The organism is Helicobacter pylori (assembly GCA_008032935.1).
Classification (GTDB): domain Bacteria; phylum Campylobacterota; class Campylobacteria; order Campylobacterales; family Helicobacteraceae; genus Helicobacter; species Helicobacter pylori_CX.
In genome coordinates, this window is the sequence record CP032039.1 from 1,017,499 (window position 1) to 1,042,640 (window position 25,142).

29 protein-coding genes and 1 pseudogene are annotated in these 25,142 nt (G+C 38.6%); 18 read left to right on the plus strand and 12 right to left on the minus strand.

The features are described 5' to 3' along the window. Positions 1 to 62 precede the first annotated feature (62 nt). From D2C78_05120 to D2C78_05135, 4 genes are read right to left on the minus strand one after another with little or no spacing between them, the layout of a single operon-like run. The gene (locus D2C78_05120; GenBank protein ID QEF35318.1) at positions 63 to 407 is read right to left on the minus strand and encodes a YraN family protein; all 345 of its coding nucleotides are present in this window, start codon (positions 405 to 407) and stop codon (positions 63 to 65) included. Further along, complete coding sequence (locus D2C78_05125; GenBank protein QEF35319.1) at positions 408 to 1,673, minus strand: homoserine dehydrogenase; 1,266 nt, start codon at positions 1,671 to 1,673, stop codon at positions 408 to 410. A 10-nt stretch (positions 1,674 to 1,683) separates the two neighbouring features. After that, the gene (gene uvrC, locus D2C78_05130; GenBank protein ID QEF35320.1) at positions 1,684 to 3,468 is read right to left on the minus strand and encodes an excinuclease ABC subunit UvrC; all 1,785 of its coding nucleotides are present in this window, start codon (positions 3,466 to 3,468) and stop codon (positions 1,684 to 1,686) included. Next, positions 3,469 to 3,930 (minus strand): hypothetical protein, encoded by a 462-nt coding sequence (locus tag D2C78_05135; GenBank protein ID QEF35321.1) that lies wholly within the window; start codon positions 3,928 to 3,930, stop codon positions 3,469 to 3,471. On the opposite strand from D2C78_05135, the gene D2C78_05140 reads away from it, so the two are divergent. Continuing rightward, on the plus strand, positions 3,922 to 4,101 hold the full coding sequence (locus tag D2C78_05140) for a hypothetical protein (GenBank protein QEF35322.1): 180 nt from the start codon (positions 3,922 to 3,924) through the stop codon (positions 4,099 to 4,101). The genes D2C78_05135 and D2C78_05140 overlap by 9 nt on opposite strands. Positions 4,102 to 4,104: 3 nt before the next feature. Here the strand turns inward: D2C78_05140 and D2C78_05145 are convergent. The 7 genes and pseudogenes from D2C78_05145 to D2C78_05175 all read right to left on the minus strand — a co-directional run bounded on the left by D2C78_05145 (position 4,105) and on the right by D2C78_05175 (position 9,878). Further along, a pseudogene (locus D2C78_05145) lies at positions 4,105 to 4,754 on the minus strand (ATP-binding cassette domain-containing protein). A gap of 1 nt (position 4,755) precedes the next feature. Then, on the minus strand, positions 4,756 to 6,417 hold the full coding sequence (locus tag D2C78_05150) for an ABC transporter permease subunit (GenBank protein QEF35323.1): 1,662 nt from the start codon (positions 6,415 to 6,417) through the stop codon (positions 4,756 to 4,758). A 67-nt stretch (positions 6,418 to 6,484) separates the two neighbouring features. Next, complete coding sequence (locus D2C78_05155) at positions 6,485 to 6,931, minus strand: hypothetical protein (GenBank protein QEF35324.1); 447 nt, start codon at positions 6,929 to 6,931, stop codon at positions 6,485 to 6,487. Next, on the minus strand, positions 6,928 to 7,701 hold the full coding sequence (motB, locus tag D2C78_05160) for a flagellar motor protein MotB (GenBank protein QEF35325.1): 774 nt from the start codon (positions 7,699 to 7,701) through the stop codon (positions 6,928 to 6,930). Before motB ends, D2C78_05155 begins: the two co-directional genes overlap by 4 nt. 2 nt (positions 7,702 to 7,703) lie before the next feature. Next, positions 7,704 to 8,477 (minus strand): flagellar motor protein MotA, encoded by a 774-nt coding sequence (gene motA / locus D2C78_05165; GenBank protein QEF35326.1) that lies wholly within the window; start codon positions 8,475 to 8,477, stop codon positions 7,704 to 7,706. A 15-nt stretch (positions 8,478 to 8,492) separates the two neighbouring features. Beyond that, positions 8,493 to 9,260 (minus strand): HesA/MoeB/ThiF family protein, encoded by a 768-nt coding sequence (locus tag D2C78_05170; GenBank protein QEF35327.1) that lies wholly within the window; start codon positions 9,258 to 9,260, stop codon positions 8,493 to 8,495. Next, on the minus strand, positions 9,261 to 9,878 hold the full coding sequence (locus D2C78_05175; protein ID QEF35328.1) for an MBL fold metallo-hydrolase: 618 nt from the start codon (positions 9,876 to 9,878) through the stop codon (positions 9,261 to 9,263). A gap of 132 nt (positions 9,879 to 10,010) precedes the next feature. On the opposite strand from D2C78_05175, the gene D2C78_05180 reads away from it, so the two are divergent. From D2C78_05180 to D2C78_05205, 6 genes are all read left to right on the plus strand, one after another. Beyond that, positions 10,011 to 11,021 (plus strand): class I SAM-dependent methyltransferase, encoded by a 1,011-nt coding sequence (locus D2C78_05180; GenBank protein QEF35329.1) that lies wholly within the window; start codon positions 10,011 to 10,013, stop codon positions 11,019 to 11,021. Positions 11,022 to 11,438: 417 nt separating this feature from the next. After that, on the plus strand, positions 11,439 to 11,765 hold the full coding sequence (locus D2C78_05185; protein ID QEF35330.1) for a dihydroneopterin aldolase: 327 nt from the start codon (positions 11,439 to 11,441) through the stop codon (positions 11,763 to 11,765). Continuing rightward, positions 11,744 to 12,346 carry a 16S rRNA (guanine(966)-N(2))-methyltransferase RsmD gene (gene rsmD / locus D2C78_05190; GenBank protein QEF35331.1) on the plus strand — a complete coding sequence of 201 codons (603 nt, stop codon included), beginning with the start codon at positions 11,744 to 11,746 and terminating at the stop codon, positions 12,344 to 12,346. The genes D2C78_05185 and rsmD overlap by 22 nt, the downstream gene beginning before the upstream one ends. 8 nt (positions 12,347 to 12,354) lie before the next feature. Then, on the plus strand, positions 12,355 to 12,906 hold the full coding sequence (gene fliL / locus D2C78_05195) for a flagellar basal body-associated protein FliL (GenBank protein QEF35332.1): 552 nt from the start codon (positions 12,355 to 12,357) through the stop codon (positions 12,904 to 12,906). Positions 12,907 to 12,912: 6 nt separating this feature from the next. Beyond that, complete coding sequence (locus D2C78_05200) at positions 12,913 to 13,263, plus strand: holo-ACP synthase (protein ID QEF35333.1); 351 nt, start codon at positions 12,913 to 12,915, stop codon at positions 13,261 to 13,263. A gap of 209 nt (positions 13,264 to 13,472) precedes the next feature. Further along, positions 13,473 to 15,851 (plus strand): ligand-gated channel, encoded by a 2,379-nt coding sequence (locus tag D2C78_05205; protein ID QEF35334.1) that lies wholly within the window; start codon positions 13,473 to 13,475, stop codon positions 15,849 to 15,851. 10 nt (positions 15,852 to 15,861) lie between these two features. Here the strand turns inward: D2C78_05205 and D2C78_05210 are convergent, their stop codons facing one another. Beyond that, positions 15,862 to 16,482, minus strand: coding sequence for a M48 family peptidase (locus tag D2C78_05210; protein ID QEF35335.1), 621 nt, complete (start codon positions 16,480 to 16,482; stop codon positions 15,862 to 15,864). 81 nt (positions 16,483 to 16,563) lie between these two features. Here D2C78_05210 and D2C78_05215 point away from each other — a divergent pair, with 81 nt between their 5' ends. The 11 genes from D2C78_05215 (at position 16,564) to D2C78_05265 (ending at position 25,132) form a co-directional block, all read left to right on the plus strand. Then, positions 16,564 to 17,409, plus strand: a complete 846-nt coding sequence (locus tag D2C78_05215; GenBank protein ID QEF35336.1) for a glycosyltransferase family 25 protein — start codon at positions 16,564 to 16,566, stop codon at positions 17,407 to 17,409. 74 nt (positions 17,410 to 17,483) lie between these two features. After that, positions 17,484 to 18,518 (plus strand): bifunctional 3,4-dihydroxy-2-butanone 4-phosphate synthase/GTP cyclohydrolase II, encoded by a 1,035-nt coding sequence (locus D2C78_05220; GenBank protein ID QEF35337.1) that lies wholly within the window; start codon positions 17,484 to 17,486, stop codon positions 18,516 to 18,518. A gap of 86 nt (positions 18,519 to 18,604) precedes the next feature. Continuing rightward, entirely contained in the window at positions 18,605 to 19,444 is an 840-nt protein-coding gene (locus D2C78_05225; GenBank protein ID QEF35338.1) for a DUF3943 domain-containing protein, read from the plus strand. Between the two features lie 118 nt (positions 19,445 to 19,562). After that, positions 19,563 to 20,141, plus strand: coding sequence for a GTP cyclohydrolase II (gene ribA / locus D2C78_05230; GenBank protein ID QEF35339.1), 579 nt, complete (start codon positions 19,563 to 19,565; stop codon positions 20,139 to 20,141). Positions 20,142 to 20,213: 72 nt separating this feature from the next. After that, entirely contained in the window at positions 20,214 to 20,438 is a 225-nt protein-coding gene (locus D2C78_05235) for a molybdopterin synthase sulfur carrier subunit (protein ID QEF35340.1), read from the plus strand. Next, positions 20,439 to 20,876: a molybdenum cofactor biosynthesis protein MoaE gene (locus D2C78_05240; GenBank protein ID QEF35341.1), complete on the plus strand. Its 438-nt coding sequence runs from the start codon at positions 20,439 to 20,441 to the stop codon at positions 20,874 to 20,876. A gap of 12 nt (positions 20,877 to 20,888) precedes the next feature. Continuing rightward, positions 20,889 to 21,419: a molybdopterin adenylyltransferase gene (locus D2C78_05245; protein QEF35342.1), complete on the plus strand. Its 531-nt coding sequence runs from the start codon at positions 20,889 to 20,891 to the stop codon at positions 21,417 to 21,419. A gap of 8 nt (positions 21,420 to 21,427) precedes the next feature. Beyond that, positions 21,428 to 21,904, plus strand: a complete 477-nt coding sequence (gene moaC, locus D2C78_05250) for a cyclic pyranopterin monophosphate synthase MoaC (GenBank protein QEF35343.1) — start codon at positions 21,428 to 21,430, stop codon at positions 21,902 to 21,904. A gap of 118 nt (positions 21,905 to 22,022) precedes the next feature. Continuing rightward, entirely contained in the window at positions 22,023 to 22,805 is a 783-nt protein-coding gene (locus tag D2C78_05255) for a neuraminyllactose-binding hemagglutinin (GenBank protein QEF35344.1), read from the plus strand. Between the two features lie 28 nt (positions 22,806 to 22,833). Then, entirely contained in the window at positions 22,834 to 23,670 is an 837-nt protein-coding gene (locus D2C78_05260; GenBank protein ID QEF35345.1) for an outer membrane protein, read from the plus strand. 106 nt (positions 23,671 to 23,776) lie between these two features. Next, positions 23,777 to 25,132 carry a trigger factor gene (locus D2C78_05265; GenBank protein ID QEF35346.1) on the plus strand — a complete coding sequence of 452 codons (1,356 nt, stop codon included), beginning with the start codon at positions 23,777 to 23,779 and terminating at the stop codon, positions 25,130 to 25,132. Positions 25,133 to 25,142: the final 10 nt, after the last annotated feature.

Consider the following 25,142-nt stretch of genomic DNA (forward strand, 5'->3'; position numbering starts at 1 on the left):
ATTAACGATGATCATATTATCTTAAGAATGTTAATGAAATCGCATGGGTTTTGGATAAAAATTTAAAAAGTGATATTTTCTAAAAGCTCAAATTTACCATTTTTCACAATGAGGGCGTCAATGCAAAAATCGCTGTTGGGATCTTTTTGAGACAAATAACAGCGGATCGTTTTGATCATCTTTCTTAATTTACTCGGCGTGATCGCATAAATGGGATCAAAATTTTCCCCACTTTTGACTTCAATGAAATGCAAAACCCCTTTTTTCAAAGCGATAATATCAATTTCGCCAAATTGTGAAAAGAAGTTCCTCTCCACCATTTCAAAGCCCAACGATTTTAAAAACCCGCAAGCCTCTTCTTCAGCCTTCAAGCCCTTTTCTCTATGTTTGTTGTTCAAAAAACGCATTCAATTTTCCAAACGGATCATTTTAGGGGTATCCAACACGCTTTGTAGATTTTCAAGCTCTTTAAGGGCGTTCAGCATAGACTTTTCGTTGGTGGTGTGCGTGGAAAATAAGATTTTAGCTTTGTTGGAATGCGGGATTTCTTTTTGTAAGACATTGTTGAGTGAAATATCATTTTGGGCTAAAATCGCGCTGATTTGAGAAAAAACCCCTTTTTCATCGCTCACTAACAAGCGCGCATAATAAGCGCATTGGATTTCTTCTTTAGGTTTTAGGGGGAGTTTTTGAGGGGTTTCAAAGCCCAGCATTAAAGAGCTTTTTTTCCTTGCGATTTCTATAATATCGCTAATGACCGCGCTTGCGGTAGGCTCTCCCCCAGCCCCAGCCCCATAATACAAAGTCTCGCCCACCTTATCTCCTATAACGCTGATAGCGTTCATCACCCCATCCACTTTAGAGAGCATGCATTCGTTTTTAATCATGCTTGGATGCACCCTTAATTCAATGCAATCTGGGTGTTTTTTAGCGATGCCTAAAAGTTTGATGCTATAACCAAACTCTTTGGCAAACTCCATGTCGTCTGGCTCTATCTTTTCAATGCCTTCAATCAAAATTTCTTCTAATTTCGCATCAATGCCATACGCTAAAGACGCTAAAATCAACAATTTGTGCGCCGCATCAATGCCCTTAATGTCAAATTCAGGGTTCAATTCCGCATAGCCTAAATGCTGCGCGTCTTTCAAAGCGTCCTTAAAACTCGCTTGATTTTTAAACATCTGGCTTAAAATGTAATTGCTCGTGCCGTTTAAAATCCCTTTAAAAGAAAGGATGTGATTAGCGCTCAAGCCGTCTTTTAAAGCCTTGATAATAGGGATACCCCCACACACGCTCGCTTCAAAGCCTATGGGGGTGTTTTTAGCGGTTTGCTCTAATTCATAGCGGTGGTACGCTAACATGGCTTTATTGGCTGTAACGAAGGCTTTTTGTTTGGCTAAAGTTTTTTTAGCTAAAAGATAAGGTGCTTCCACCCCACCCATAAGCTCCACGACAATATCAATTTCTTTATCTTCTATTAGGCTTTCTAAATCATCACTGATTTCAAAAGCATAGCCCTTGTGTTTTTTCACGTCTCGCACCACCGCTTTTTTGATTTTAATTTCCACACCGGCCCTGTCTTTGATGATTTCTTGATTTTCTTGTAAGATTTTAGCGACCGCGCTCCCCACACACCCTAAACCCACAAGCCCTATATTCAATCTTTTTTTCATGCTTTTTCCTTTAAATTCGTTTTTTTAAAACGGCGTTTTTTTCTTGCTCGCTCGCTTTTTCTATCGCTTCAAAACTCCCAAAATAATCCAATAATTTTTTCACGCTGGCTTCTCCTATGCCCTTTTCTTTTAAAAGAGCGATTTGTTTCATGTTTTTAAGTTTAGTGGATCTGTGGAAGTTTATCGCATACCGGTGGCTTTCATCGCGCAATTTTTGCACCCACTGCAAGCGTTTGTCGCTAGGGAGCAATTTAAAAGTATTGTTAGGCGTATGGATAATGTCTTTAGTGCCCCCTTTAGAACGATAAGCCTTAGAATCCCTTTTTTCTTTAGAAATAGCGATCACTTCTACAAAACTCCCGCTGCTTTTTAAAATTTCTAAAGCGATGTTTAATTGCGCCCTCCCTCCATCTATCACCCACAAATTAGGCGGTGGCTCTTTAGCAAAATCTAAAGCCCTTCTGGTGAGCAATTCGCTCATTTGATCGTATTCGTTAGAGCCTTTTAAATGGTAGCGCCGATAAGAATTTTTTTGGAAGGCGTTGTTTTCATACACGACCATTCCCCCCACGCATTGGCTGTTTGAATGGTGGCTTGTGTCAAAGATTTCCACCCTATAAGGCATGCATTCTAAATTAAAGAGCGATCGCACCTCTTCTAAAATCAGATCTTCATTAGAGGTTTTTTCTTGGCTAAAAATCTCTTGAGCGTTTTTCATAGCGATTTCTATTAAAGCGAGCTTATCGCCTTTTTTAGGAATGCTAAGAGCGATTTTTTTAGAATATTGATGAGAGATAAACTCTTGCAATTCTTTAAGCACTTCATTAGAACAAGCACTCAATAAGATCTGTTCAGGCATCAAAGGCAAATGCGATTGGTAATGGTTGATAATGGCTTGTTTCATCGCTTCATCGGTGTCAAACCCATTAAGGGAGTGGATTTTTTCAAACGCCGAAGAAATGATTTTACCCCCACGCATAAACATTTTCACTAACACCGCCTTATTGCTTGCGCCATAAAAAGCAAAAATATCCAAATCGTAGAGTTTGGCCAAATCCATGCAAGTGAAGGGGGCGATTTTTTGGATTTTTGCAATCCTGTCCCTGTAAATGAGGGCTTCTTCAAAACGCAAGTTACTAGAAAGGCGCTCCATTTTCAATTCAAGCTCTTTGATGAGTTTGTCTTTATTTTCAATCATTTCTAAACATTCTTTAGCGATTTTTAAATACTCTTCTTTAGTGATTTTATCCTCGCATGGGGCTTTACAACGCTCTATTTGATAAAACATGCATGCCTTTTTATCCTTGATGCAATTTTTCTTTTGAACTAACGGGAGCAATTCATACAAACTGTCTAAAATATCCTTAGCCCCGCTCGTAAAAGGGCCAAAATATTTAACGCCAGGCTGTTTTAAAATTTTTCGTGTGATTAAAGGGATAGGGAAATCAATAGAAAAATCCATGTAAATATAAGGGTAAGTTTTATCGTCTCTTAAAAGAATGTTGTATTTGGGCTTGAGCTGCTTGATTAAAGAGTTTTCTAAAATCAAAGCGTCTTGCTCGTTTTCCACTAAAATGGTTTCTAAAAAAGCGATTTGTTTGACCATCATTTGGATGCGTAAGCTAGCACGATAATTGGGCGTGATTTCATTATTACGGATGGAAAAATAGCTTTTGATGCGTTTTTTTAAATTTTTCGCTTTACCGATATAGAGCAATTGGCGGTTTTTATCAAAATATTGATACACGCCACTGCTATTAGGAAGGTTTTTCAAACTGGACAATAAATCAGCCATTCATTCCTCAAAAAAACTTCGTTGGTAGTGGATCAAAGCGCGCGCTTTTTCAAAACATTCATGCAAGCGAGCGTCTTTAATGGGGTTATGGAACAACCCTAAAGCGCTAGGGCGAAAAAATCGGGCTTGTTTTTTAATAGGGGCATAAAAATTGGCTTTTTCTAGCGCGTCTTTAGGCACATAACCTAAAATTTCTAACCCATTCAACCCGTCAAACCCATAAGCATGCCCTTGCGTGTTCAAAAAATGGCTGATTTCTTTAGCGAATCGCTGGTTAAATTCCTTAGAAGCCCAAAGATCTTTAAACGCAAAAAGCAATTTAGAATCTTTTATGAAGATAAAAAGCAAATTTTCTTGTAAACTTAAAGGCATAAAAACCTTAAGCTTTTTGAGTTTCAAAAGGGTTTCAAGCTTTTTATAAGACTTTTTTTGAATGAGTAAGGAGAAAATATTTTGTTCCATAAACTGATCTTAACATGCTTTTTAACGCTTGTGGCAATAACGATTCAAGCTTGCGGCTATAAAGCCCCCCCATTCAATGAAAAACCCGCTAAAAAAACTTCAAACAGCTCTAATTCTTCTATGCAAACGCCCACCAATAACACCACGCCAGAATTTTTAAACGAGCCTTAAAAATCACTGCTCTTGTTTAAGGGCTTTGATTTCTAGGGTTTTTGTGGCTAACTTTTGCGCCTCTTCCTCATCATGCGTTACCATAATGAAAGTAGCGCAAGAATTTTGGTGTATCTCTTTGATGAGATCCTGTAAATTCTTACGATTAAAACTATCTAAAGCGCTAAAAGGCTCATCTAATAAAATGAGTTCTGGCCTGTGGATAATCCCTCTAATAATGCCCACCCTTTGGGCTTGCCCCCACTCAATTCATTAGGGAATTTATCCATAAGGTTCTCCTCTAACCCCATTTTTAACGCTAAGGCTTTGGCCTCTTTTTGAGCGGCTTGTTTGTTTATGCCTTGCAAATTAAGGCAAAAGGTCATGTTTTGCAGAGCGTTTAAATGAGAAAATAAGGAATTGCCTTGAGCGATATAGCCTATTTTTTGGCGTAAAAAAGCGTTGTTTGAAAGGGTCTCATTAAAGATTTTAACGCTCCCAAGATTAGGTTTTAAAAGCCCTAAAATCAAGCCTAAAAGCGTGCTTTTACCGCTCCCGCTTTCCCCTAAAACGCATAAAAAATCCCCTTTTTGAATGCTTAAATTAAAATCCTTAAAAACAGCGCGATTGTGGTAGTTAAAAGACACATTCTCTATCTTGACGATTTCTTTCATGTTATAACCCTAATCTTTCTAAAAAATCTTTAGCTACGATTTTAGGGCTTTTTTTCAACACTTCCACCTGATAGTTTAAATCCTGCATCGTCTCATCGTTAATTTTTGAATCCAATTTTTCTAAGATTTCTAGTGCTTCAGGATACTTTTTTATAGTTTCTTTTCTTATAACAATACCGGCCTGATAATTAGGGAAAAACCCTTTATCGTCCTTAAGCACCTTTAAATCCAGCTCTTTGATTTGAGCGTCTGTGGTGAAGACGTCTAAAGCGTTGATTTTATGGGATTCAAAACTTTTATAACGCAAATTAATATCCATTTCATGCAAACTTCTAAAATGAAAGCGGTAAGCTTTCACTAAGCCCTTAAAAGCGTCCTCTCTTTCAAAAAAGTCAAACTCCGCTCCAAAATCAAAATTGGGGCTATGAAAGGCTAAATCGCTGAAAGTTTCAATCGCGTATTTTTGAGCGTCTTCTTTAGAAATCGCTAAAGAATAGGTGTTATTAAAGCCCAAAAGCCCCACCCACAAAAGATTAAATTCCTTCTCATAACGCTTTTTAATCGTTTTAAAATCCACTTTTTGTGTCAAAGGGTTTTTGAGCGTGTTCACCCAAGCGGTGCCGGTATATTCCACATACAAATCAAAATCGCCCCTAATCAATGCCGGATGGATATTCATCGTCCCCCCACCAATGCCAAACGCCCGCTTGATAGGGATATGGTGTTTTTCTAACAAAAGGCTTAAAATCTCGCCCAAAATATACTGCTCACTGCTAGGTTTTGTCGCTACGACTAAGGGCTTTTCTTCTATGGCGTTTCTAGGAATGAGCCATAAAGCGCTCGCTAGCAATAAAAAAAGAAAAACCGCTAAATTAAGATAAACTCTTCTTTTTTGTTTTTGGGTGGCGTTTTGAGAAAATAGGCGTTGCAAGGCGTTTTCATGCTGAAAGACGCTCACGAATTGATCCGCTAAAACGCTAAAAAGAGCAATGATCAAACTACCCGCCACTAAAAGCGTGGTGTTTTGTGTGTTTAGCCCTCTAAAAATCGCCTGCCCCAAACCCCCAGCCCCAATGAGCGCTCCAATCCCAGCCATCGCCACTAGCATCACCACCGCAATCCTTAAGCCCACTAAAATTTGGGGGATAGCGAGCAAGAATCGCACTTTAAAAAACAACTCTTTGGGGTTACACCCCAGCCCAATAGCGGCCTTAATCACCTCTTCTCGCACCTCTTTTAAAGCGTTATAAGTGCTATGGACAATGGGTAATAAGCCGTATAAGACCAACACTAAAAGCGCGTTTTTTAACCCCACCCCAATCACAGGAATGAATAACGCGAATAACGCCAGCGATGGGATGGTGTAGAGGAAATTCACCACAGGGAGCAAAAACGCCCTAGCCTTTGAGTTATAAAACACAAAAACCCCAATCAAAACCCCAAACACCAACACGAGAAGACTAGAAAGCGCAACGATGATAAAATGCTGCGCGAGCAAGTCTATAAAGTAAATGAAGCGATCATGAAATTCTTTTATCAAATATTTTACCACGCTTATTTTTAACACCATAGCAACTAAATGCTGCGTAGCCACATCTATAGAATGGAGCAACCATTCATACAATTCTTTGATCAATTGTTTAAAAACGCCCATGCTTGGCATTATAACCAAACTTATTTGAATAAAGGGGTTTTAAAACGCTAAAGGCATTCTTTAATGTGGTTGCAGGTTAAAACTGAAAGGTGCGTTTGCCTAAATTAGTGCTAACTTCTATCCATAGCGGCTGGTTTTCGCATAAAATTTCATAGGCTACGCTTTGATTCCTCACTAAAGAAACGCTTTTAGGCGTGGGGTAGAGCGAGCAAGAACGCCCCTGATTGATGTCAATCTTTAAAATAACCACGCTCTCTACCACAGCGCTCACTTTCAAATAATACGACTCCCTAGCCCCTTGCCATTCTAAATAGGGCGTTTCTTGGGGGACAATCTCTAAAGCCACCAAAGGGCTTTGAGCCAGTTTTAAGCGCGTTTTTTGCTCCTGCTCTTTCAATTCTTGTTCTCTGTTGATCCCTTTATCAATCAAATCAAAAAGGTTTGAAGAAGCGTCCTTCTCTCTAGCAATAAGGCTCGCTAACAACAAAAAGATTAACAAAAAAATTGGTTTCATGCGATTCATTCTTGCTGTTTGTGGGGATTGAATTCTTCATCTAAAATAGAATGGATCTTGCTCAAATCGTTCGCATCGGTTGAAAAAAAGATTTCCACACGATTGTTTTTCATTCTGTTTTCTAGGGAATCATTAGGCGCGATAGGGTTTGTAGAGCCATAAGAAGAAAAAGACAATTGGTTAGGATCCACGCCGTATTGTATAAGGACTTTCATCACCCTATAAGCGCGATTGGCGGCTAATTCGTAATGGCTTTTAAAACGGGTTTTATTTAAAGGCGTATTATCTGTAAAACCTCTCACATTAATATGCACCCTTTTAGGGAGTTTTTGAATGATTTTAGCGATCCGTTCAATATAGAGCATCATGTCTTGATTGATAGCATCTGATGTAGCGTTTTCAAACAACAAACTAGAGGGGAGCTTTAAAACAGAGCCTTGATCAATTTGCTCTAAAACACTGCCTTCGCCTTTGCGAGCGATAGTGGCTTTTGTTTCGGTATTTTGCGAAGCCGGTTTGGAGCTTTCGCTCGCCATTTGCTCTTCTTCTTTCCCTGAATCAGGGGGGATCACTACAACCGGCTGCATCGCCTCTGGCTTAGGGGCGTAATTAAAAATCTTAATAAATTCGGTTTTTAAGGCTTCCACTTTGGATTTATTGACCGCTGAAATGGCATAAAGAGCGATAAAAAGCGCGAGCAACAACGACAAAAAGTCCGCATAAGGAACCGCCCATTTTTCACCGGCGGGGCATTCGGTGGGTTTGTTTTTCTTAGCCATGTTTAGCCCTCAAATTGAGATTTTTTAGGTTCACCGGGAGCGATGTAGTTTAAGAGTTTGTTTTCTAAATCCCTTGGATTTTCCCCATTAGCGATGCCTAAAATCCCCTCTAAAAGAACGGTTTTTTCTTTGATAATGTCTTTAGACTTAGCTTTGAGCTTATGCCCAAAAGGGCCAAAAATCGCATAAGCACACATAATCCCTGTAACAGTGGCCGTAAAAGCCCCAGCGATCCCTGCTGCCATTTCAGCCGGGTTGTCTAGTTTTTGCAAGGCTAACATAAGCCCCATAACCGCCCCCACTAACCCCATAGTAGGAGCGGTCTCACCAGCCGTCTCCCAATAATGAGCGGCGCCGTGGTAATACTCTTCCATTTCTTCAATGCTGATTTCTAAGCTTTCCTTAACGGATTTTAAATCCTTGCCATCTATGATCATAGACAAGCCATTACGGGTGAAATCGTCTTCAATTTGCACCACCCGCCCCTCTAAACTCAACACCCCATCTTTTCTTGCCAGAGTGGCTAATTCCACTAAATTTTTAATGGTTTCGTTTAAATTGATTTTAGGGTTTAAAAAAACAATTTTTATTTCTTTGTAAGCGGCTTTCACGTAACGCGCATGCGTGCCTGTCATGGCGGCAAAAAGCGAAGTAGGCACGATGATGATGACTGAACTCAAATGGATAATGTGCAACGGGTTGCCATCTTCTAAAATATCGCCTAGCGAAATAGAAGCGACCGCCAATACCAAGCCTAGTATGGTTGATAAATCCAAAACTTACCCCTTAATCTAAATTTCATAATCCTGTAAATGCGTGATTTTATGCGTGCCACAAACCCTACATTTAGGGTTTTTGGGTGCTTGAATTTTTTTAAAATCCATCGTTTTAATATCGGCTATAAGTAAAGTATTTATAAGTAAAGTTTCAAACCCTAAAAAATATTTAAGGCATTCGCTCGCTTGGATACACCCTAAAACTCCAGGTAAGACCCCAAAAAGCCCTGAAATAGGATTTAATCCCTTTTTAGGGGGCTTATCAAAAACGCACGCTAAGCATGCGCTATGGGGTAAAACGCTCATGCTTTGCCCCCTGTATTTTAAAACCCCGGCATGCGAATAGGGTTTTTGGGCCAACACGCAAGCGTCATTGATCAAAAATTTAGCGTTGAAATTGTCCGTGGCGTCTATGATAAAATCGTAAGGTTCTATGAGAGAAAGAGCGTTATGAGCCTTAAAGCGTTCTTCAAAAGCCTTTATTTCAATGCTAGCATTGAGTTGTTTTAAGCGCGCTTTCGCGCTAGAGGCTTTAGGTTGGTTTAAAAAATCCTGTGAATGGATGATTTGGCGTTGCAAATTACTCATATCTAGCACATCAAAATCTACAATACCGATTTTTCCTATCCCAGCAGCGCACAGATACATCAAAACCGCCGATCCAAGACCCCCAGCCCCAATAACTAAAACGCTAGATTGTAAAAGCTTCAATTGGCCTTCTTCGCCCACATCTTCTAGCATGATATGGCGCAAATAACGCTCTTTTTCTAGCCGGCTTAACAATTAAGCCATCCTTGAAACCCAAATTTTAGAATGCTCTCTTTCGGCAAAAAAACTTGTCTTATCCCCATGCCCTGGATAAATCTCTATGTCTTTAGGGAAATCTAAATTTTGAAACCTTAACAGGGACTCTTTCATGTCTTTTTCATTAGAATAAGGGAAATCATAACGGCCAATGCTGCGATAAAAAATAAAATCCCCGCTAAAAATCACCCCTTCTATTTCTATGATAGAGCAACCGGGCGTGTGCCCGGGAAAATGCCAGTATTTAATGGTGGTGTTTTCTATCTCTAAAGTGGTGCAACCTTTATTGCAAGGCACGCTGAAATTGGGGCTAAAAACCGGCATGCCTAAATGGAAAATATCATTTTCTAGCATGAACACATCGTCTTTTGGGGCGTAAATGGGGGTGTTTTTAAGGAGTTTTGACAATTGAGCGCTATCCCATACATGATCATAATGCCCATGCGTGATTAAAATCGCCTTAGGGTTTTTGGCGTTTTCTAACACCCATTCGCTGCTAGAAAATCCGGGATCAATAATAAAATCTATCCCACTAGAAAGCTTCACAATATAAGCGTTTTCTTCCACCGCCCCGCATTCTCGCCTTAAAATTTCCAAACTCTAAACTCCCTTCAAACTTAGCTTAAAAAGTCATTATTATTGAATATCATAGCGCAAAAATAAGGCGATTTTGACTAGAATAGCGCTTCTATTATTGTTGGTTGAGATGAGTTTAATGAAAGGAAAATCATGCGTTCGTTTGGGAATTACATGCAAGAGTGGCTTTATGGAGAAAAGGGATATTACAAAAAAGCGCTAATCGGTCCAAAAGGGGATTTTTACACTTCGGTGTCTTTGAGTAAGTTTTTTGGGGGCGCTGTTGCGTTTTATATCATCAAGCTTTTAGAAGAAGAAAAATTATTTTTGCCTTTAAAAATTGTAGAAATTGGCGCTCATCATGGGCATTTTTTGAGCGATATAGCGAATTTTTTGAACGCTTTGAGCGTGGGCGTAATGGAAAAATGCGAGTTTGTCAGCTGTGAGCCTTTAAAGGAATTGCAAAAACTCCAACGAACTATTTTTAAACAAGCCACGCAATTGGATTTGATGATCTGCGATCTGAAAGATCTAGATTTCAAGGGGCATGAAAGCGCGTTTGTTGTTTCTAATGAATTGTTTGACGCATTCGCTTGCGAGATCATTAAAGATAACCAAATGCTTTTTATTACCCATGATCATCAGGGCGTTTGGGGCGCTATTGATGAACCCACTAAAGAACTTCTTAAAAATTTGGATTTAAAACAAGGGTGCGCGCCGTTATTTTTAGAGGCTTTCATTAAAGATTTGTTAGAGAAATTGGATGAGGCTTCTTCTTGGGTTTTTTTGAGCTTTGATTATGGCGATGAAATAGAGAGGAAAGACATGCATTTAAGGGCTTTTAAAAACCACCAAGCGCTGGATTTTAAGGATATTTTAAACAATCTGGCTTCTTTGTATCAAAAGAGCGATCTGACCTATGATGTCAATTTTTCTCTGGTGCGCAATTTGCTTGAAAAACACCATGCACAATTTTCATTCTTCAAATCGCAGGCTAACGCTTTGTTGGATATGGGGCTTATGGAATTATTAGAAACATTTTCAAAGAGCGTGGGTTATGAAAGGTATTTAAAAGAAGCGGCTAAAATCAAGCCCCTAATTAGCCCTGGGGGCTTGGGGGAGCGTTTCAAAGCGTTAGAGTTTGTGAAAAAAAATAAAATGTAAAGTATTTTTACAATTTAAATAATAAAGAGTTTGCGTATTTTCGTATTTTTAAGGGGGGATTGGTGTCTTGGATTTTAGAATATTAAAGCATTTACTATTAAAGCTTTCAAGATTGGTTTAATTAATATGAAAAGTTGAGAGAGGCTAACTTGCTTTCTCAATTTAAGGTAAGAGCATCAGGACATTTTAATGAAAAAGTTTATTATAAGTTATAGTAAAGAAGGAAGGAATAAATATAAATATGCCTTTTGCCCTTACCTTCGCCGAGCATTATACCAAAAAAAAAAAAAAAAAAAAACGATGTTATTTGAACTCTATTTTTAACATTCTTTTTTCTTTTTTAAAATTGGTATTAAAAAGAAAGAATTGCTATAATTTGAAACAATTTAAATCTATTGATGGGATAAAAGGGGTTTTTTGAAAATTTTTCTTTCTTGCAAGTCTTTGTTGATTCAAAGGAGTTTGGAATTTTATTTGAGCGATTGCCTTTCTCCTATGGAAGTTTGCGATCTTGTTTTAAGCGATGATGAAACGCTAGAGATTAATAAGCCCCTATGCTTTATAGAAGAGCGCTTAAGAAAGCCTTTCACCAAACAGAGCGTGAAAGAAGATATCAAAAATTTTTATCGCGCTTTAAAGACGAGCGAAAAACCTTGCGAAGAAATGAAAATTTCTAAAGAGCAAAAGATTCAGCAATTACTAGAAGAATACACCCAAAAATTATGCCAAATCATCAGCCAGTAAAAAAATTTAAAATTATTGGGGGGGCTTGCAAGGGATTGGGCTTGAATTTGCCTAACGTTTCTAGCACGCGCCCCACCAAAGCGATCGTAAGAGAGTCGTTTTTTAACACCTTGCAAGCAGAAATTAATGGAGCGCATTTTATAGAAGTGTTTTCAGGCAGCGCTTCTATGGGTTTAGAGGCTTTGAGTAGGGGGGCTAAAAGTGCGGTGTTTTTTGAGCAAAATAAAAGCGCTTATAAGACGCTTTTAGAAAATATTTCCCTTTTTAAAAACCGCTTGAAAAAGGAAATTGAAATTCAAACTTTTTTAGATGACGCTTTCAAGCTTTTACCCACGCTGTGTTTAAAAAATGGCGTTTTGAATATCCTTTATTTGGATCCTCCTTTTGAAACAAGCGGGTTTTTAGGGATTTATGAAAAATGTTTTCACGCTTTAGAAAGGTTATTAAACCGCTCTCATTCAAAAAATCTTTTAGTGGTTTTTGAGCATGAAAGCTTGCATGAGATGCCTAAAAGTCTCGCAACTTTAGCTATAATCAAACAGAAAAAATTCGGGAAAACCACTTTAACTTATTTTCAATAGGAATAGGCATGGCAGAAGAACAAGAAAATACCGCGCAACAACCCCAAAAAAAAAGCAAAGCCCTTTTATTTGTCATTATTGGAAGCGTGTTAGTGATGCTTTTGTTGGTGGGGGTGATTATCATGCTGCTTATGGGGAATAAGGAAGAATCTAAAGAAAACGCTTCTAAAAACACCCAAGAAGTTCAAGCTAATCCTATGGCGAACAAAAATCAAGAGGCTAAAGAAGGTTCTAATATCCAGCAATATCTGGTGCTTGGGCCTTTGTATGCGATTGATGCGCCTTTTGCGGTGAATCTGGTCTCTCAAAATGGCAGACGCTACCTTAAGGCTTCTATTTCGTTAGAATTGAGTAATGAAAAGCTTTTAAATGAAGTCAAGGTTAAAGACACAGCGATTAAAGACACGATTATAGAGATTCTATCGTCTAAAAGCGTGGAAGAAGTGGTTACTAACAAGGGCAAAAACAAGCTTAAAGACGAGATTAAGAGCCATTTGAATTCGTTTTTGATTGATGGCTTTATTAAAAATGTCTTTTTCACTGATTTTATCATCCAATAATTTTAAATGATTGGCATAGATATTGTCTCTATTGCTAGGGTAGAAAAGTGCGTGAAACGCTTTGAAATGAGGTTTTTAGAGCGTTTTTTATCCCCAAGCGAGATTGTTTTATGCAAGGATAAATTTAGCAGTATCGCCGGGTTTTTCGCGCTTAAAGAGGCTTGCTCTAAAGCCCTTCAAGTGGGCATTGGTAAGGAATTGAGTTTTTTAGATATGCATATTTCTAAAAGCCCTAAAAACGCCCCCTTAATCACCCTTTCCAAAGAAAAAATGGATTATTTTAACATCCAAAGCTTGAGCGCGAGCATCAGCCATGACGCTGGTTTTGCGATAGCGGTTGTGATGGTTTCTTCGTAAAATGTATCAATAACGCACCCTAAAACCCCCATAACATTCTGTTTTTAAAAAACGCTTAGCGGCTGTTAAAAAAAACACTAAAAACCTTTTTCAAATCGTTTTGATAACAAATTGTAAATAAATAAGATTAATTTTCAATTCTTAAGCTGATTATAATAATTATTCTTATAGTATGAATCGGTTTGAATTAAATGAGAAAGGTTATCATAATGAATGGTTATTTGAGGGTAAAAACCCCGTATTTTTTAGCGTCGGTCGTTTTGACTTTTTGGACTTTTAATTCTTTTATGAGCGCGAAAGATAAGCACCATTTTTTAAAAAAAGTTACAACCACTGAGCAAAAATTCAGTTCCAGCGCCCCGCTTTCATATCAAAGCGAAGAGGTGCGTAATTCCACAAGCTCTCGCACGGTGATTTCCAACAAAGAACTCAAAAAAACGGGTAATTTGAATATTGAAAACGCTTTGCAAAATGTGCCAGGGATTCAAATCAGAGACGCTACAGGCACAGGCGTGTTGCCTAAAATTTCGGTGCGCGGTTTTGGTGGGGGCGGTAACGGGCATAGCAATACGGGCATGATTTTAGTCAATGGTATCCCCATTTATGGCGCGCCGTATTCCAATATTGAATTGGCGATTTTCCCTGTAACTTTCCAGTCAGTGGATAGGATTGATGTGATTAAAGGGGGAACGAGCGTGCAATATGGCCCTAACACTTTTGGAGGCGTGGTGAATATCATCACTAAAGAAATCCCTAAAGAGTGGGAAAATCAAGCGGCTGAAAGGATCACTTTTTGGGGGCGATCTTCTAATGGGAATTTTGTCGATCCCAAAGAAAAAGGCAAGCCTTTAGCCCAAACTTTAGGAAACCAAATGCTGTTTAACACTTATGGGCGAACGGCCGGGATGTTGGGTAAGTATATAGGCATTAGCGCTCAAGGCAATTGGATTAATGGGCAAGGTTTCAGGCAAAACAGCCCTACAAAGGTGCAAAACTACTTGCTTGATGCGATCTATAAGATTAATGCGACCAACACTTTTAAAGTTTATTACCAGTATTATCAATACAACTCTTACCATCCAGGCACTTTGAGCGCGCAAGATTACGCCTATAACCGCTTCATCAACGAGCGCCCTGACAATCAAGATGGAGGGCGAGCCAAGCGCTTTGGGATCGTGTATCAAAATTATTTTGGCGATCCGGATAGGAAAGTGGGGGGCGATTTTAAATTCACTTATTTCACGCATGACATGAGCAGGGATTTTGGATTCTCTAACCAATACCAAAGCGTGTATATGAGCAGTCAAAACAAGATTTTACCCTTTAAAGGCAAGGGAGAAATCAGCGCGACTAACCCTAATTGCGGTCTGTATTCTTATAGCGATACGAATAGCCCTTGTTGGCAATTTTTTGATCAGATCCGCCGCTTCGTGGTGAATGCTTTTGAGCCAAAACTCAATCTCGTAATCAATACCGGTAAAGTCAAACAAACTTTTAACATGGGGATGCGGTTTTTAACCGAAGATTTATACCGCCGATCCATTACCAGGAAAAACCCTAGCGTGCCTAATAATGGGAGTGGGTTTGATGCAGGAACTTCACTCAATAATTTCAACAATTATACCGCTGTGTATGCCAGCGATGAAATCAATTTCAATAACGGCATGCTAACGATCACGCCGGGCTTGAGATACACTTTTTTAAATTACGAAAAAAAAGACGCTCCTCCTTTTAAAGCAGGTCAAACAGGAAAAACCATTAAAGAGCGTTATAACCAATGGAATCCGGCGCTGAATGTCGGCTATAAACCCATTAAGGATTGGTTGTTTTATTTCAACTATCAAAGAAGTTATATCCCGCCCCAATTCAGCAATATCGGTAATTTTGTAGGCACAAGCACGGATTATTTTCAAATCTTTAATGTCATGGAAGGCGGCTCAAGATATTATTTCAACAACCAAGTGAGTTTTAATGCGAATTATTTTGTGATTTTTGCGAATCATTATTTTACTGGGCGCTATGGGGATAACAGAGAGCCGGTCAATGCGAGATCGCAAGGCGTGGAGCTGGAATTGTATTACACGCCGATTAGGGGGCTTAATTTCCATGCGGCTTACACTTTCATAGACGCTAATATCACCAGCCACACGATGGTTACTAACCCTGCTAATCCTAAAGGGCCTAAAAAAGATATTTTTGGCAAAAAACTCCCTTTTGTCAGCCCGCACCAATTCATTTTAGACGCGAGTTACACTTACGCCAAAACCACGATTGGGTTGAGCTCTTTCTTTTATAGCCGCGCTTATACAGATGTGCTAAACACCGTGCCTTTCACTCAATACGCGCCCACGATCAAAAATGGGGCCATCACCACCAAAACAGCGGGCATGACGCCGTGGTATTGGGTGTGGAATTTGCAAATTTCTAGCACTTTGTGGGAACGCAAAAAGCAAAGCGTTAATGCGAGCTTGCAAATCAATAACATTTTTAACATGAAATATTGGTTTAGCGGGATAGGCACTAGCCCTAACGGTAAAGAAGCCGCGCCTCCTAGAAGCATCACAGCGTATGTGAGCTATCATTTTTAAGGTTTAATCTTTATGGCTGTAGTTGCTTAAGGAGTTGGGCATAAAAAACAACCCTTTGTTTTAAACGCTCCCTTAGAGCACGGTAATTAGGGCAAAAGATTTGAACGCAACGCCAAAAATTTTTGGAATGGTTTTTGTGGATCGTGTGGGCGAGTTCATGGATGATGACATAATCAATCGCTTCTTTTTGGGCGCAAACCAATAATAATGCAAAACTCAAGCGGTTATGATAAGAGCAACTCCCTAAAACTTTAGCGTTGTTTCTAATATTAAAACCGGTGTATGCAGTTTGCATTTTTTGAGCGCTTAAAGGGAGTTTCTGCTCCAAATAAGTTTTTAAGATTTTTTTAAGTTCTGTTAGGGTGTAATCGTTGGCGTTTTTCATCTCATCAAACACAAGGATTTTATTTTGATAGGTTTCTAGGCACGAGTGTAAAAGGGAGTGTTTTTCTTGCATGCTTAAAAAGGTTTTTTTTAGCCAAGCTTCTTGTTCTTTTAAAAAAGCGCTCGCCCTAACTTGAGGGCAAGAATCAGGCATTTTTAGAATCACTTCTAAAGAGGGCGTGATATTCAAGCTCAGGGTTTTGATTTTTTTACTTTTTTGAATGGTAATAGGAATATCATCTAGCATGATGCGTATTTTACTAAAATTTGCGCTAGAATGTAAGTCTGTTTAATATTGATTTTATTTGTATTAAGAATTAAGGCTAACATGCGTGTTTTTATTATTCATTTAAGCCCCAAAACCTGTCAAAATTTTTCTTTAAAAGAAACTCATATAACCCCCCTTTTAGAGAGCCTTAAACTTCAAGGGATTTCTTATGAAATTTTTGATGCGATCTATTCTAAAATCTCTCCCACTCAATTACACCCCTTGATTTTAGAGCATTTGCACCCTTCTTTTATGATTGAAGATTTATGGGCTTTTTGTAAAAATAAAAAACACCCCCCTTGCACGTTAAAAAATTTCTTTTATGCGCTCAAGCATTGCGGGAAGAGGATGGGGTTTGGGGAGCTTGGGTGCTATGCGAGCCATTATTCGTTGTGGCAAAAATGCATAGAGCTCAATGAAGCGATCTGTATTTTAGAAGATGATATTATTGTAAAAGAGCGTTTTAAAGAGAGCCTAGAGTTTTGTTACCAACACATCAACGAGTTAGGCTATATCCGTTTGATGCATTTAGAAGAAAATGTGGCTAAACAAAAAACTTCCATTAAAGGGGTTTCTCAAATCTTAAATTTTAAAGATGGCATTGGCACTCAAGGGTATGTTTTAGCCCCAAAAGCCGCGCAAAAATTGTTGAAATACAGCGCGAAAGAATGGGTGATGCCTATAGATTGCGTGATGGATAGGCATTATTGGCATGGGGTCAAAAACTATGTGTTAGAAGAATTTGCGATCGCTTGCGATGGAATGAACACTCAAAACTCCAACACAGAAAAACAAAGGCCTAAAAAATTACCTTTAAGCATTAGGATTGGCCGTTTTTTACATAAAAGCGCGCTTAAACAATGGAATGTTTTGAAATCGTTTTTTCCTAATCATATAATCAAGTGATAATCGTTATTAAACATGCTATATTTCTTTTTTTTATAAAACTCAATATTATTGAATAAAACTAGGGAGTTAGAATGATCTTAAAACGAGTTACTGAGGCTTTAGAAGCGTATAAAAATGGCGAAATGCTCATTGTCATGGACGATGAAGATAGGGAAAATGAGGGGGATTTGGTTTTGGCTGGGATTTTTTCTACCCCTGAGAAAATCAATTTCATGGCCACGCATGCTAGGGGGTTGATTTGTGTGTCTTTAACCAAAGATTTAGCGAACAAATTTGAATTACCCCCTATGGTTAGCGTGAATGATTCTAACCATGAGACCGCTTTCACGGTTTCCATTGACGCTAAAGAAGCCAGAACCGGGATTTCTGCTTTTGAAAGGCATCTAACGATTGAATTATTGTGTAAAGACACGACTAAACCGAGCGATTTTGTGCGCCCGGGGCATATTTTCCCTTTGATTGCAAAAGATGGAGGCGTGTTAGCGCGCACCGGTCATACTGAAGCGAGCGTGGATTTGTGCAAATTAGCTGGATTAAAGCCGGTGAGCGTGATTTGTGAAATCATGAAAGAAGACGGCTCTATGGCGAGAAGGGGGGATAAATTTTTGAGCGACTTTGCCCTTAAACATAATCTTAAAACCCTCTATGTTTCTGATTTGATTAGCTATCGTTTGGAAAATGAAAGTTTGCTGAAAATGTTTTGCCAAGAAGAAAGAGAATTTTTAAAACACCAAACGCAATGCTACACTTTTTTAGACCACCAGCAAAAAAACCATTACGCTTTTAAGTTTAAAGGTGCAAAAACCCATGATTTAGCCCCTTTAGTGCGTTTCCACCCTATCAAAGAGGATTTTGATTTTTTAACGACTGGTGCGTTTGAAGCGTTTTTTAAGGCTTTAGAATATTTGAAGCGCGAAGGGGGTTATTTGATCTTTATGAACACCCATTCTGAACAAAACAATATCGTTAAAGATTTTGGGATCGGGGCGTTGGTGTTAAAAAATTTGGGGATAAAGGATTTCAGGCTTTTAAGCTCTTCTGAAGACAGGCAGTATAAGGCTTTGAGCGGGTTTGGGCTTAAGCTTGTAGAAACGATTAGCCTTTGAGGCTTGTTGGGTTTTATTGAATGTGTTGTAATGTTTTTAAGGTATAATAAACCCTTTTTAAGTCAAGCAATAAAGTTTGCAACCTGATGAGAGTAATAATAGAGTTTATGCTGATTTCATTAAAAACATTCCTAAAAATATTATTGAAAATATTCCTAAAAACATTCCAAAAGATTTGGATGGTTTTGGTTATTATTTGGGGGTTAGGCTGTAGTTTTTTAAACGCTAACAGCGTTCAATTAGAAGAAACGCTCAGACGAAATCCTAAAAATCTTATTTGGCAACACTTTAAAAAGAGGTTTAAAAAGAGCAACACGATCCCTTATGCCCCAAATAGCCGTTGGAAATATTTAGGCACGAGTGTTGGGATTTTAGGCGTGTCTTTGGTGATAGGGATTGTGGGGTTGTATCTCATGCCAGAGAGCGTAACGAATTGGGATAGAGAAAAATTTGGGATCAAAAGCTGGTTTGAAAATGTCCGCATGGGGCCAAAACTAGACAATGATAGTTTTATTTTCAATGAAATTTTGCACCCTTATTTTGGGGCTATGTATTATATGCAACCGCGCATGGCTGGGTTTGGTTGGATGGTATCAGCGTTTTTTTCTTTTATCACTTCTACGCTTTTTTGGGAATATGGCTTGGAAGCGTTTGTGGAAGTGCCTAGCTGGCAGGATCTAGTGATCACGCCTTTATTGGGTTCGATATTGGGGGAAGGGTTTTATCAGCTCACGCGCTATATCCAACGCAACGAAGGCAAGCTTTTTGGCTCTTTATTTTTAGGGCGCTTGGTCATCGCTCTTATGGATCCTATCGGTTTTATCATTAGGGATTTAGGGCTTGGGGAAGCTTTAGGGATTCATAATAAACATGAAATCCGTTCTAGCTTAGGCCCCAATGGTTTGAATTTGACTTACAAATTTTAAAGGAGTAACCCGCATCAAGCGATTTTAAAAACATTTTTATCGGCACAAATTATAAAGAGTTTTGATAGAATACCTTTTTTTAAAAGATGCGTTTTAAAAACTAATTTTAGGAGTATCCTTGAAACGATTAGAAGTTTCTAACCAAGCCAAATTACCCACTCAATTTGGGGAGTTTTGTATCCAGTGTTTTAGAGAAAAGGGTTCTAATGGCTCTAAAGATCATTTAGTGGTTTTCACCCCTAATTTTTCTCAAAACCCCTTAGTGCGTTTGCATTCAGAATGCTTAACGGGTGATGCTCTAGGCTCTCAAAAATGCGATTGCGGGGGGGCGTTGCAAATGGCGTTAGAAAGGATTTCTAAAGAAGGGGGGCTAGTGATTTATTTGCGCCAAGAAGGGCGTGGGATAGGGCTATTTAATAAAGTCAATGCCTACGCTTTGCAAGATAAGGGCTATGATACCATTCAAGCCAATGAAATGATAGGGTTTAAAGACGATGAAAGGGATTATAGTATTGCGGGTGAAATTTTAGAATATTACGGCATTAAAAAAATGCGCTTACTCACAAACAACCCTCTAAAAATCGCCGCTTTAGAAAAATACGCTGAGGTAACAAGAGAGAGCTTGATCGTGTGCGCTAATGAGCACAATCAAGGGTATTTGGAAGTCAAAAAGCTCAAAATGGGGCATTTATTGTGAAAACCATTGAAGCGCTTTAAAGAGGTTTTAAAATATTAAAATCATGCTTTTAAAAATTTAATATAAGGGTAAATGATGGTAGAAGTGCGATTTTTTGGACCCATAAAAGAAGAAAATTTTTTCATCAAAGCGAGTGATTTAAAGGAATTAAGAGCGATTTTACAAGAAAAAGAGGGCTTAAAAGAGTGGTTGGGCGTTTGCGCGATAGCCCTTAATGATCGTTTAATAGATAATTTAAACACGCCTTTAAAAGAGGGCGATGTAATAAGCTTGTTGCCGCCGGTTTGTGGGGGCTAGGTGTTAAAAATCATTCAAGGGGCATTAGATACTGACAAGCTTTTAAAAGCCTACCAAGAGGAAGCTTGCGCGAAAAACTTTGGAGCGTTTTGCGTGTTTGTGGGGATTGTGAGAAAAGAGGATAACATTCAAGGCTTGAGTTTTGATATTTATGAGGCGCTATTAAAGACTTGGTTTGAAAAATGGCACCATAAAGCCAAAGATTTGGGCGTGGTGTTAAAAATGGCGCACAGCCTGGGCGATGTTTTGATAGGACAAAGCTCATTTTTATGCGTTTTAATGGGAAAGAATAGAAAAAATGCCTTAGAACTATACGAATATTTTATTGAAGATTTTAAGCGTAACGCTCCTATTTGGAAATACGATTTGATTGATAATAAACGCATTTACGCTAAAGAAAGAAGCCACCTTTTAAAAGGGAGTGGGCTTTTAGCTTAAAAAGGAGTTAAAATGCAAACGATTCATATAGGCGTTTTGAGCGCAAGCGATAGGGCGTCAAAAGGGATTTATGAAGATTTAAGCGGGAAAGCGATACAAGAAGTGTTGAGCGAATACCTGCTCAATCCTTTAGAATTCCATTATGAAATTGTCGCTGATGAAAGGGATTTAATTGAAAAATCGCTGATTAAAATGTGCGATGAATACCAATGCGATCTAGTCGTTACCACAGGAGGCACAGGCCCTGCTTTAAGAGACATAACCCCAGAAGCCACAGAAAAAGTGTGCCAAAAAATGCTTCCTGGTTTTGGAGAGCTTATGCGAATGACTAGTTTAAAATATGTGCCTACAGCGATTCTATCGCGCCAGAGCGCTGGCATTAGGAATAAGAGTTTGATCATTAATCTTCCTGGTAAGCCAAAAAGCATTAGAGAATGCTTAGAGGCGGTTTTTCCAGCGATTCCTTATTGCGTGGATTTGATTTTAGGGAATTATATGCAAGTGAATGAAAAAAACATTCAAGCGTTTCGCCCCAAACAATAAGGTAAAAAATGCCGCTCACTCATTTGAATGAAGAAAATCAGCCTAAAATGGTGGATATAGGGGATAAGGAAACCACTGAAAGAATCGCTCTAGCGAGCGGTCGTATCAGCATGAATAAAGAAGCTTATGACGCTATTATCAATCATGGCGTCAAAAAGGGTCCGGTGTTACAGACTGCTATTATTGCTGGGATCATGGGGGCTAAAAAGACAAGCGAGCTCATTCCCATGTGCCATTCAATCATGCTCAATGGGGTGGATATTGATATTTTAGAAGAAAAAGAGACTTGCAGTTTTAAACTCTATGCGAGAGTCAAAACTCAAGCTAAAACGGGCGTAGAAATGGAAGCGCTAATGAGTGTGAGCGTAGGGCTTTTAACCATTTATGACATGGTGAAAGCCATTGATAAGAGCATGACAATTAGCGGTGTGATGTTGGAGCATAAAAGTGGAGGCAAAAGTGGGGATTATAACGCTAAAAAATAGAAAAAAACTAATAATCTAAAGATGTTAGGGTAAAATAACATTTTGACAACAAAAGCGTGTTGGTTGCTTCGGGTTTGTTGTTATAGAAGTCTGAAATATTACAATCAAGGATAGAACGATGAGAGCAAATAATCATTTTAAAGATTTTGCATGGAAAAAATGCCTTTTAGGCGCGAGCGTGGTGGCTTTATTAGTGGGATGCAGCCCGCATATTATTGAAACCAATGAAGTCGCTTTGAAGTTGAATTACCATCCAGCTAGCGAGAAAGTTCAAGCGTTAGATGAAAAGATTCTACTTTTAAGGCCAGCTTTTCAATACAGCGATAATATTGCTAAAGAGTATGAAAACAAATTCAAGAATCAAACCGCGCTTAAGGTTGAACAGATTTTGCAAAATCAGGGTTACAAGGTTATCAATGTGGATAGCAGCGACAAAGACGATTTTTCTTTTGCGCAAAAAAAAGAAGGGTATTTGGCGGTTGCTATGAATGGCGAAATTGTTTTACGCCCCGATCCTAAAAGGACCATACAGAAAAAATCAGAACCTGGGTTGTTATTCTCCACTGGTTTGGATAAAATGGAAGGGGTTTTAATCCCGGCCGGTTTTGTCAAAGTTACCATACTAGAGCCTATGAGTGGGGAATCTTTAGATTCCTTTACGATGGATTTGAGCGAGTTAGACATTCAAGAAAAGTTCTTAAAAACCACCCATTCAAGCCATAGCGGAGGGTTAGTTAGCACTATGGTTAAGGGAACGGATAATTCTAATGACGCGATCAAGAGCGCTTTGAATAAGATTTTTGCAAGTATCATGCAAGAAATAGACAAAAAGCTCACTCAAAGGAATTTAGAATCTTATCAAAAAGACGCCAAGGAATTGAAAGGCAAAAGAAACCGATAAAGACAAATAACGCATAAGAAAAGAACGCTTGAACAGACTGCTTAAAAGGGGGTTTTTAGCGTTCTTTTTGAGCGTGTATTTAAGGGCTGATGATCTGGTTACTTATACGATCGCCAAAAAAGAAGATCTAGGATACCAGCGGTTTTTAGCCAAGAAGTGTTTAAGGGGCAAAACCCACCCCCCATGTTTTACTGAGTCTAAAAAGCCCAAAAGAAAACCTTTTAATACAGACAAAAGCTCCCATTATTATGGCACAAGCGTGGTGCAAATGTCATGGCTACAGAGCAGGGAAAAATTTGAAAACCATTCAAAATACCGAGACATTCCCTTTGCTGAAGTCAGTTTGATTTATGGCTATAAACAATTTTTTCCTAAAAAAGAGCGCTATGGTTTCCGTTTTTATATTTCTTTGGATTATGCTTATGGGTTTTTTCTTAAAAATAAGGGCGTATTGGGCGATAGTTTGAGGGAGAGTTCGCAGATCCCTAAAAGCTATAGAGAAAAGTTGCAAAGAAAAGAGACTTTTATTAACGCTATTTTTTATGGCGCGGGAGCTGACTTTTTATACAAACGCGCTTTTGGAACGCTGATTTTAGGGATGAATTTCGTGGGAGAAACCTGGTTTTATGAAACAAAGATTTTTAAAAAGTGGGCTAAAGATCCTTTGAGCGTTTATCACCCTTACATGTTTCAAGTGATGTTGAATGTGGGGTATCGTTACCGCTTTTCAAGGTATAAGAATTGGGCGATAGAATTTGGCGCGTGCATCCCTTTTTTAACCAATGATTATTTTAAAACCCCTTTATACACCCTTCATTTCAAGCGCAATATTTCTGTCTATCTCACTTCAACTTATGACTTTTAGTTTTTTAAATTTTTGAAAACCAGAATTAAAACCGCTTTTTATCAACCGGAATTAAAACAAATTAAGCTATAATGCCCATAAAACTTTTAATTTTTTAAGGAAAAAAATGAATCTTGAAGTGAAAAAGATTGACACCGCTAACGCCCATTTGAGCGCTAAACCTTCCATTGAAAATTTAGAAAAGCGTTATGATAAAATCGCTCAAAAAATCGCCCAAAAAGTTAAAATTGATGGCTTTAGAAGAGGTAAGGTCCCCCTTAGTTTAGTGAAAACCCGTTATCAAGCCCAAATTGAACAAGACGCTCAAGAAGAAATGATTCAAGAGGTTTTGAAAAACGCTTTTAAGGAATTAGGGATTGAAAATAAGGATTTAATCGGCAGCCCCAATCTCACTAAATTTGAAAAAAAAGACACGCATTTTGAAATAGAAGCGGATATTGGCTTAAAACCCAAGATTGTTTTAGACAAGATTAAAGAGTGCGTGCCTAGCGTGGGAGTGGAAATCCCCAATGAAGAAAAAATTAATGAGCGTTTGAAACAGCTCGCTAAAGATTACGCGAAATTTGTGGATGCTGACGCTCAAAGAAAAGCTCAAAATGACGATAAATTGACGATTGATTTTGAAGGCTTTATAGATAATGCGCCTTTTGAAGGGGGCAAGGCTGAGAATTTCAGTTTGATTTTAGGCAATAAGCAAATGCTAGAAGATTTTGAAAAGGCTCTTTTAGGCATGCAAGCGAGCGAAGAAAAAGAATTCCCTTTGACTTTCCCTAGCGGATACCACGCAGAGCATTTAGCCGGCAAAGAAGCCCTTTTTAAAGTGAAATTGCGCCAGATTCAAGTGCGTGAAGCGTTAGAAATCAATGACGAACTCGCTAAAATCGTGCTGGCTAATGAAGAGAATGCGACTTTAAAGCTTTTAAAAGAAAGGGTTGAGGGGCAGTTGTTTTTAGAAAATAAAGCCAGGCTCTATAACGAAGAGCTGAAAGAAAAATTGATTGAAAATTTAGATGAAAAGATTGTTTTTGATTTGCCTAAAACGATCATAGAGCAAGAAATGGATTTGTTGTTCAGGAACGCTCTTTATTCCATGCAAGCTGAGGAAGTCAAATCTTTACAAGAAAGTCAAGAAAAAGCCAAAGAAAAGCGTGAGAGCTTTAGGAATGATGCGACAAAAAGCGTGAAAATCACTTTTATCATTGACGCTTTAGCGAAGGAAGAAAAAATTGGCGTGCATGACAATGAAGTCTTTCAAACCTTGTATTATGAAGCGATGATGACAGGGCAAAACCCAGAAAATCTCATTGAGCAATACCGCAAAAATAACATGTTAGCGGCGGTGAAAATGGCGATGATTGAAGATAGGGTGTTAGCTTATTTGTTGGATAAAAATTTGCCTAAAGAGCAGCAAGAAATTTTGGAAAAAATGAGGCCTAACGCTCAAAAAACTCAAGTGGGTTAAACGATTAAAA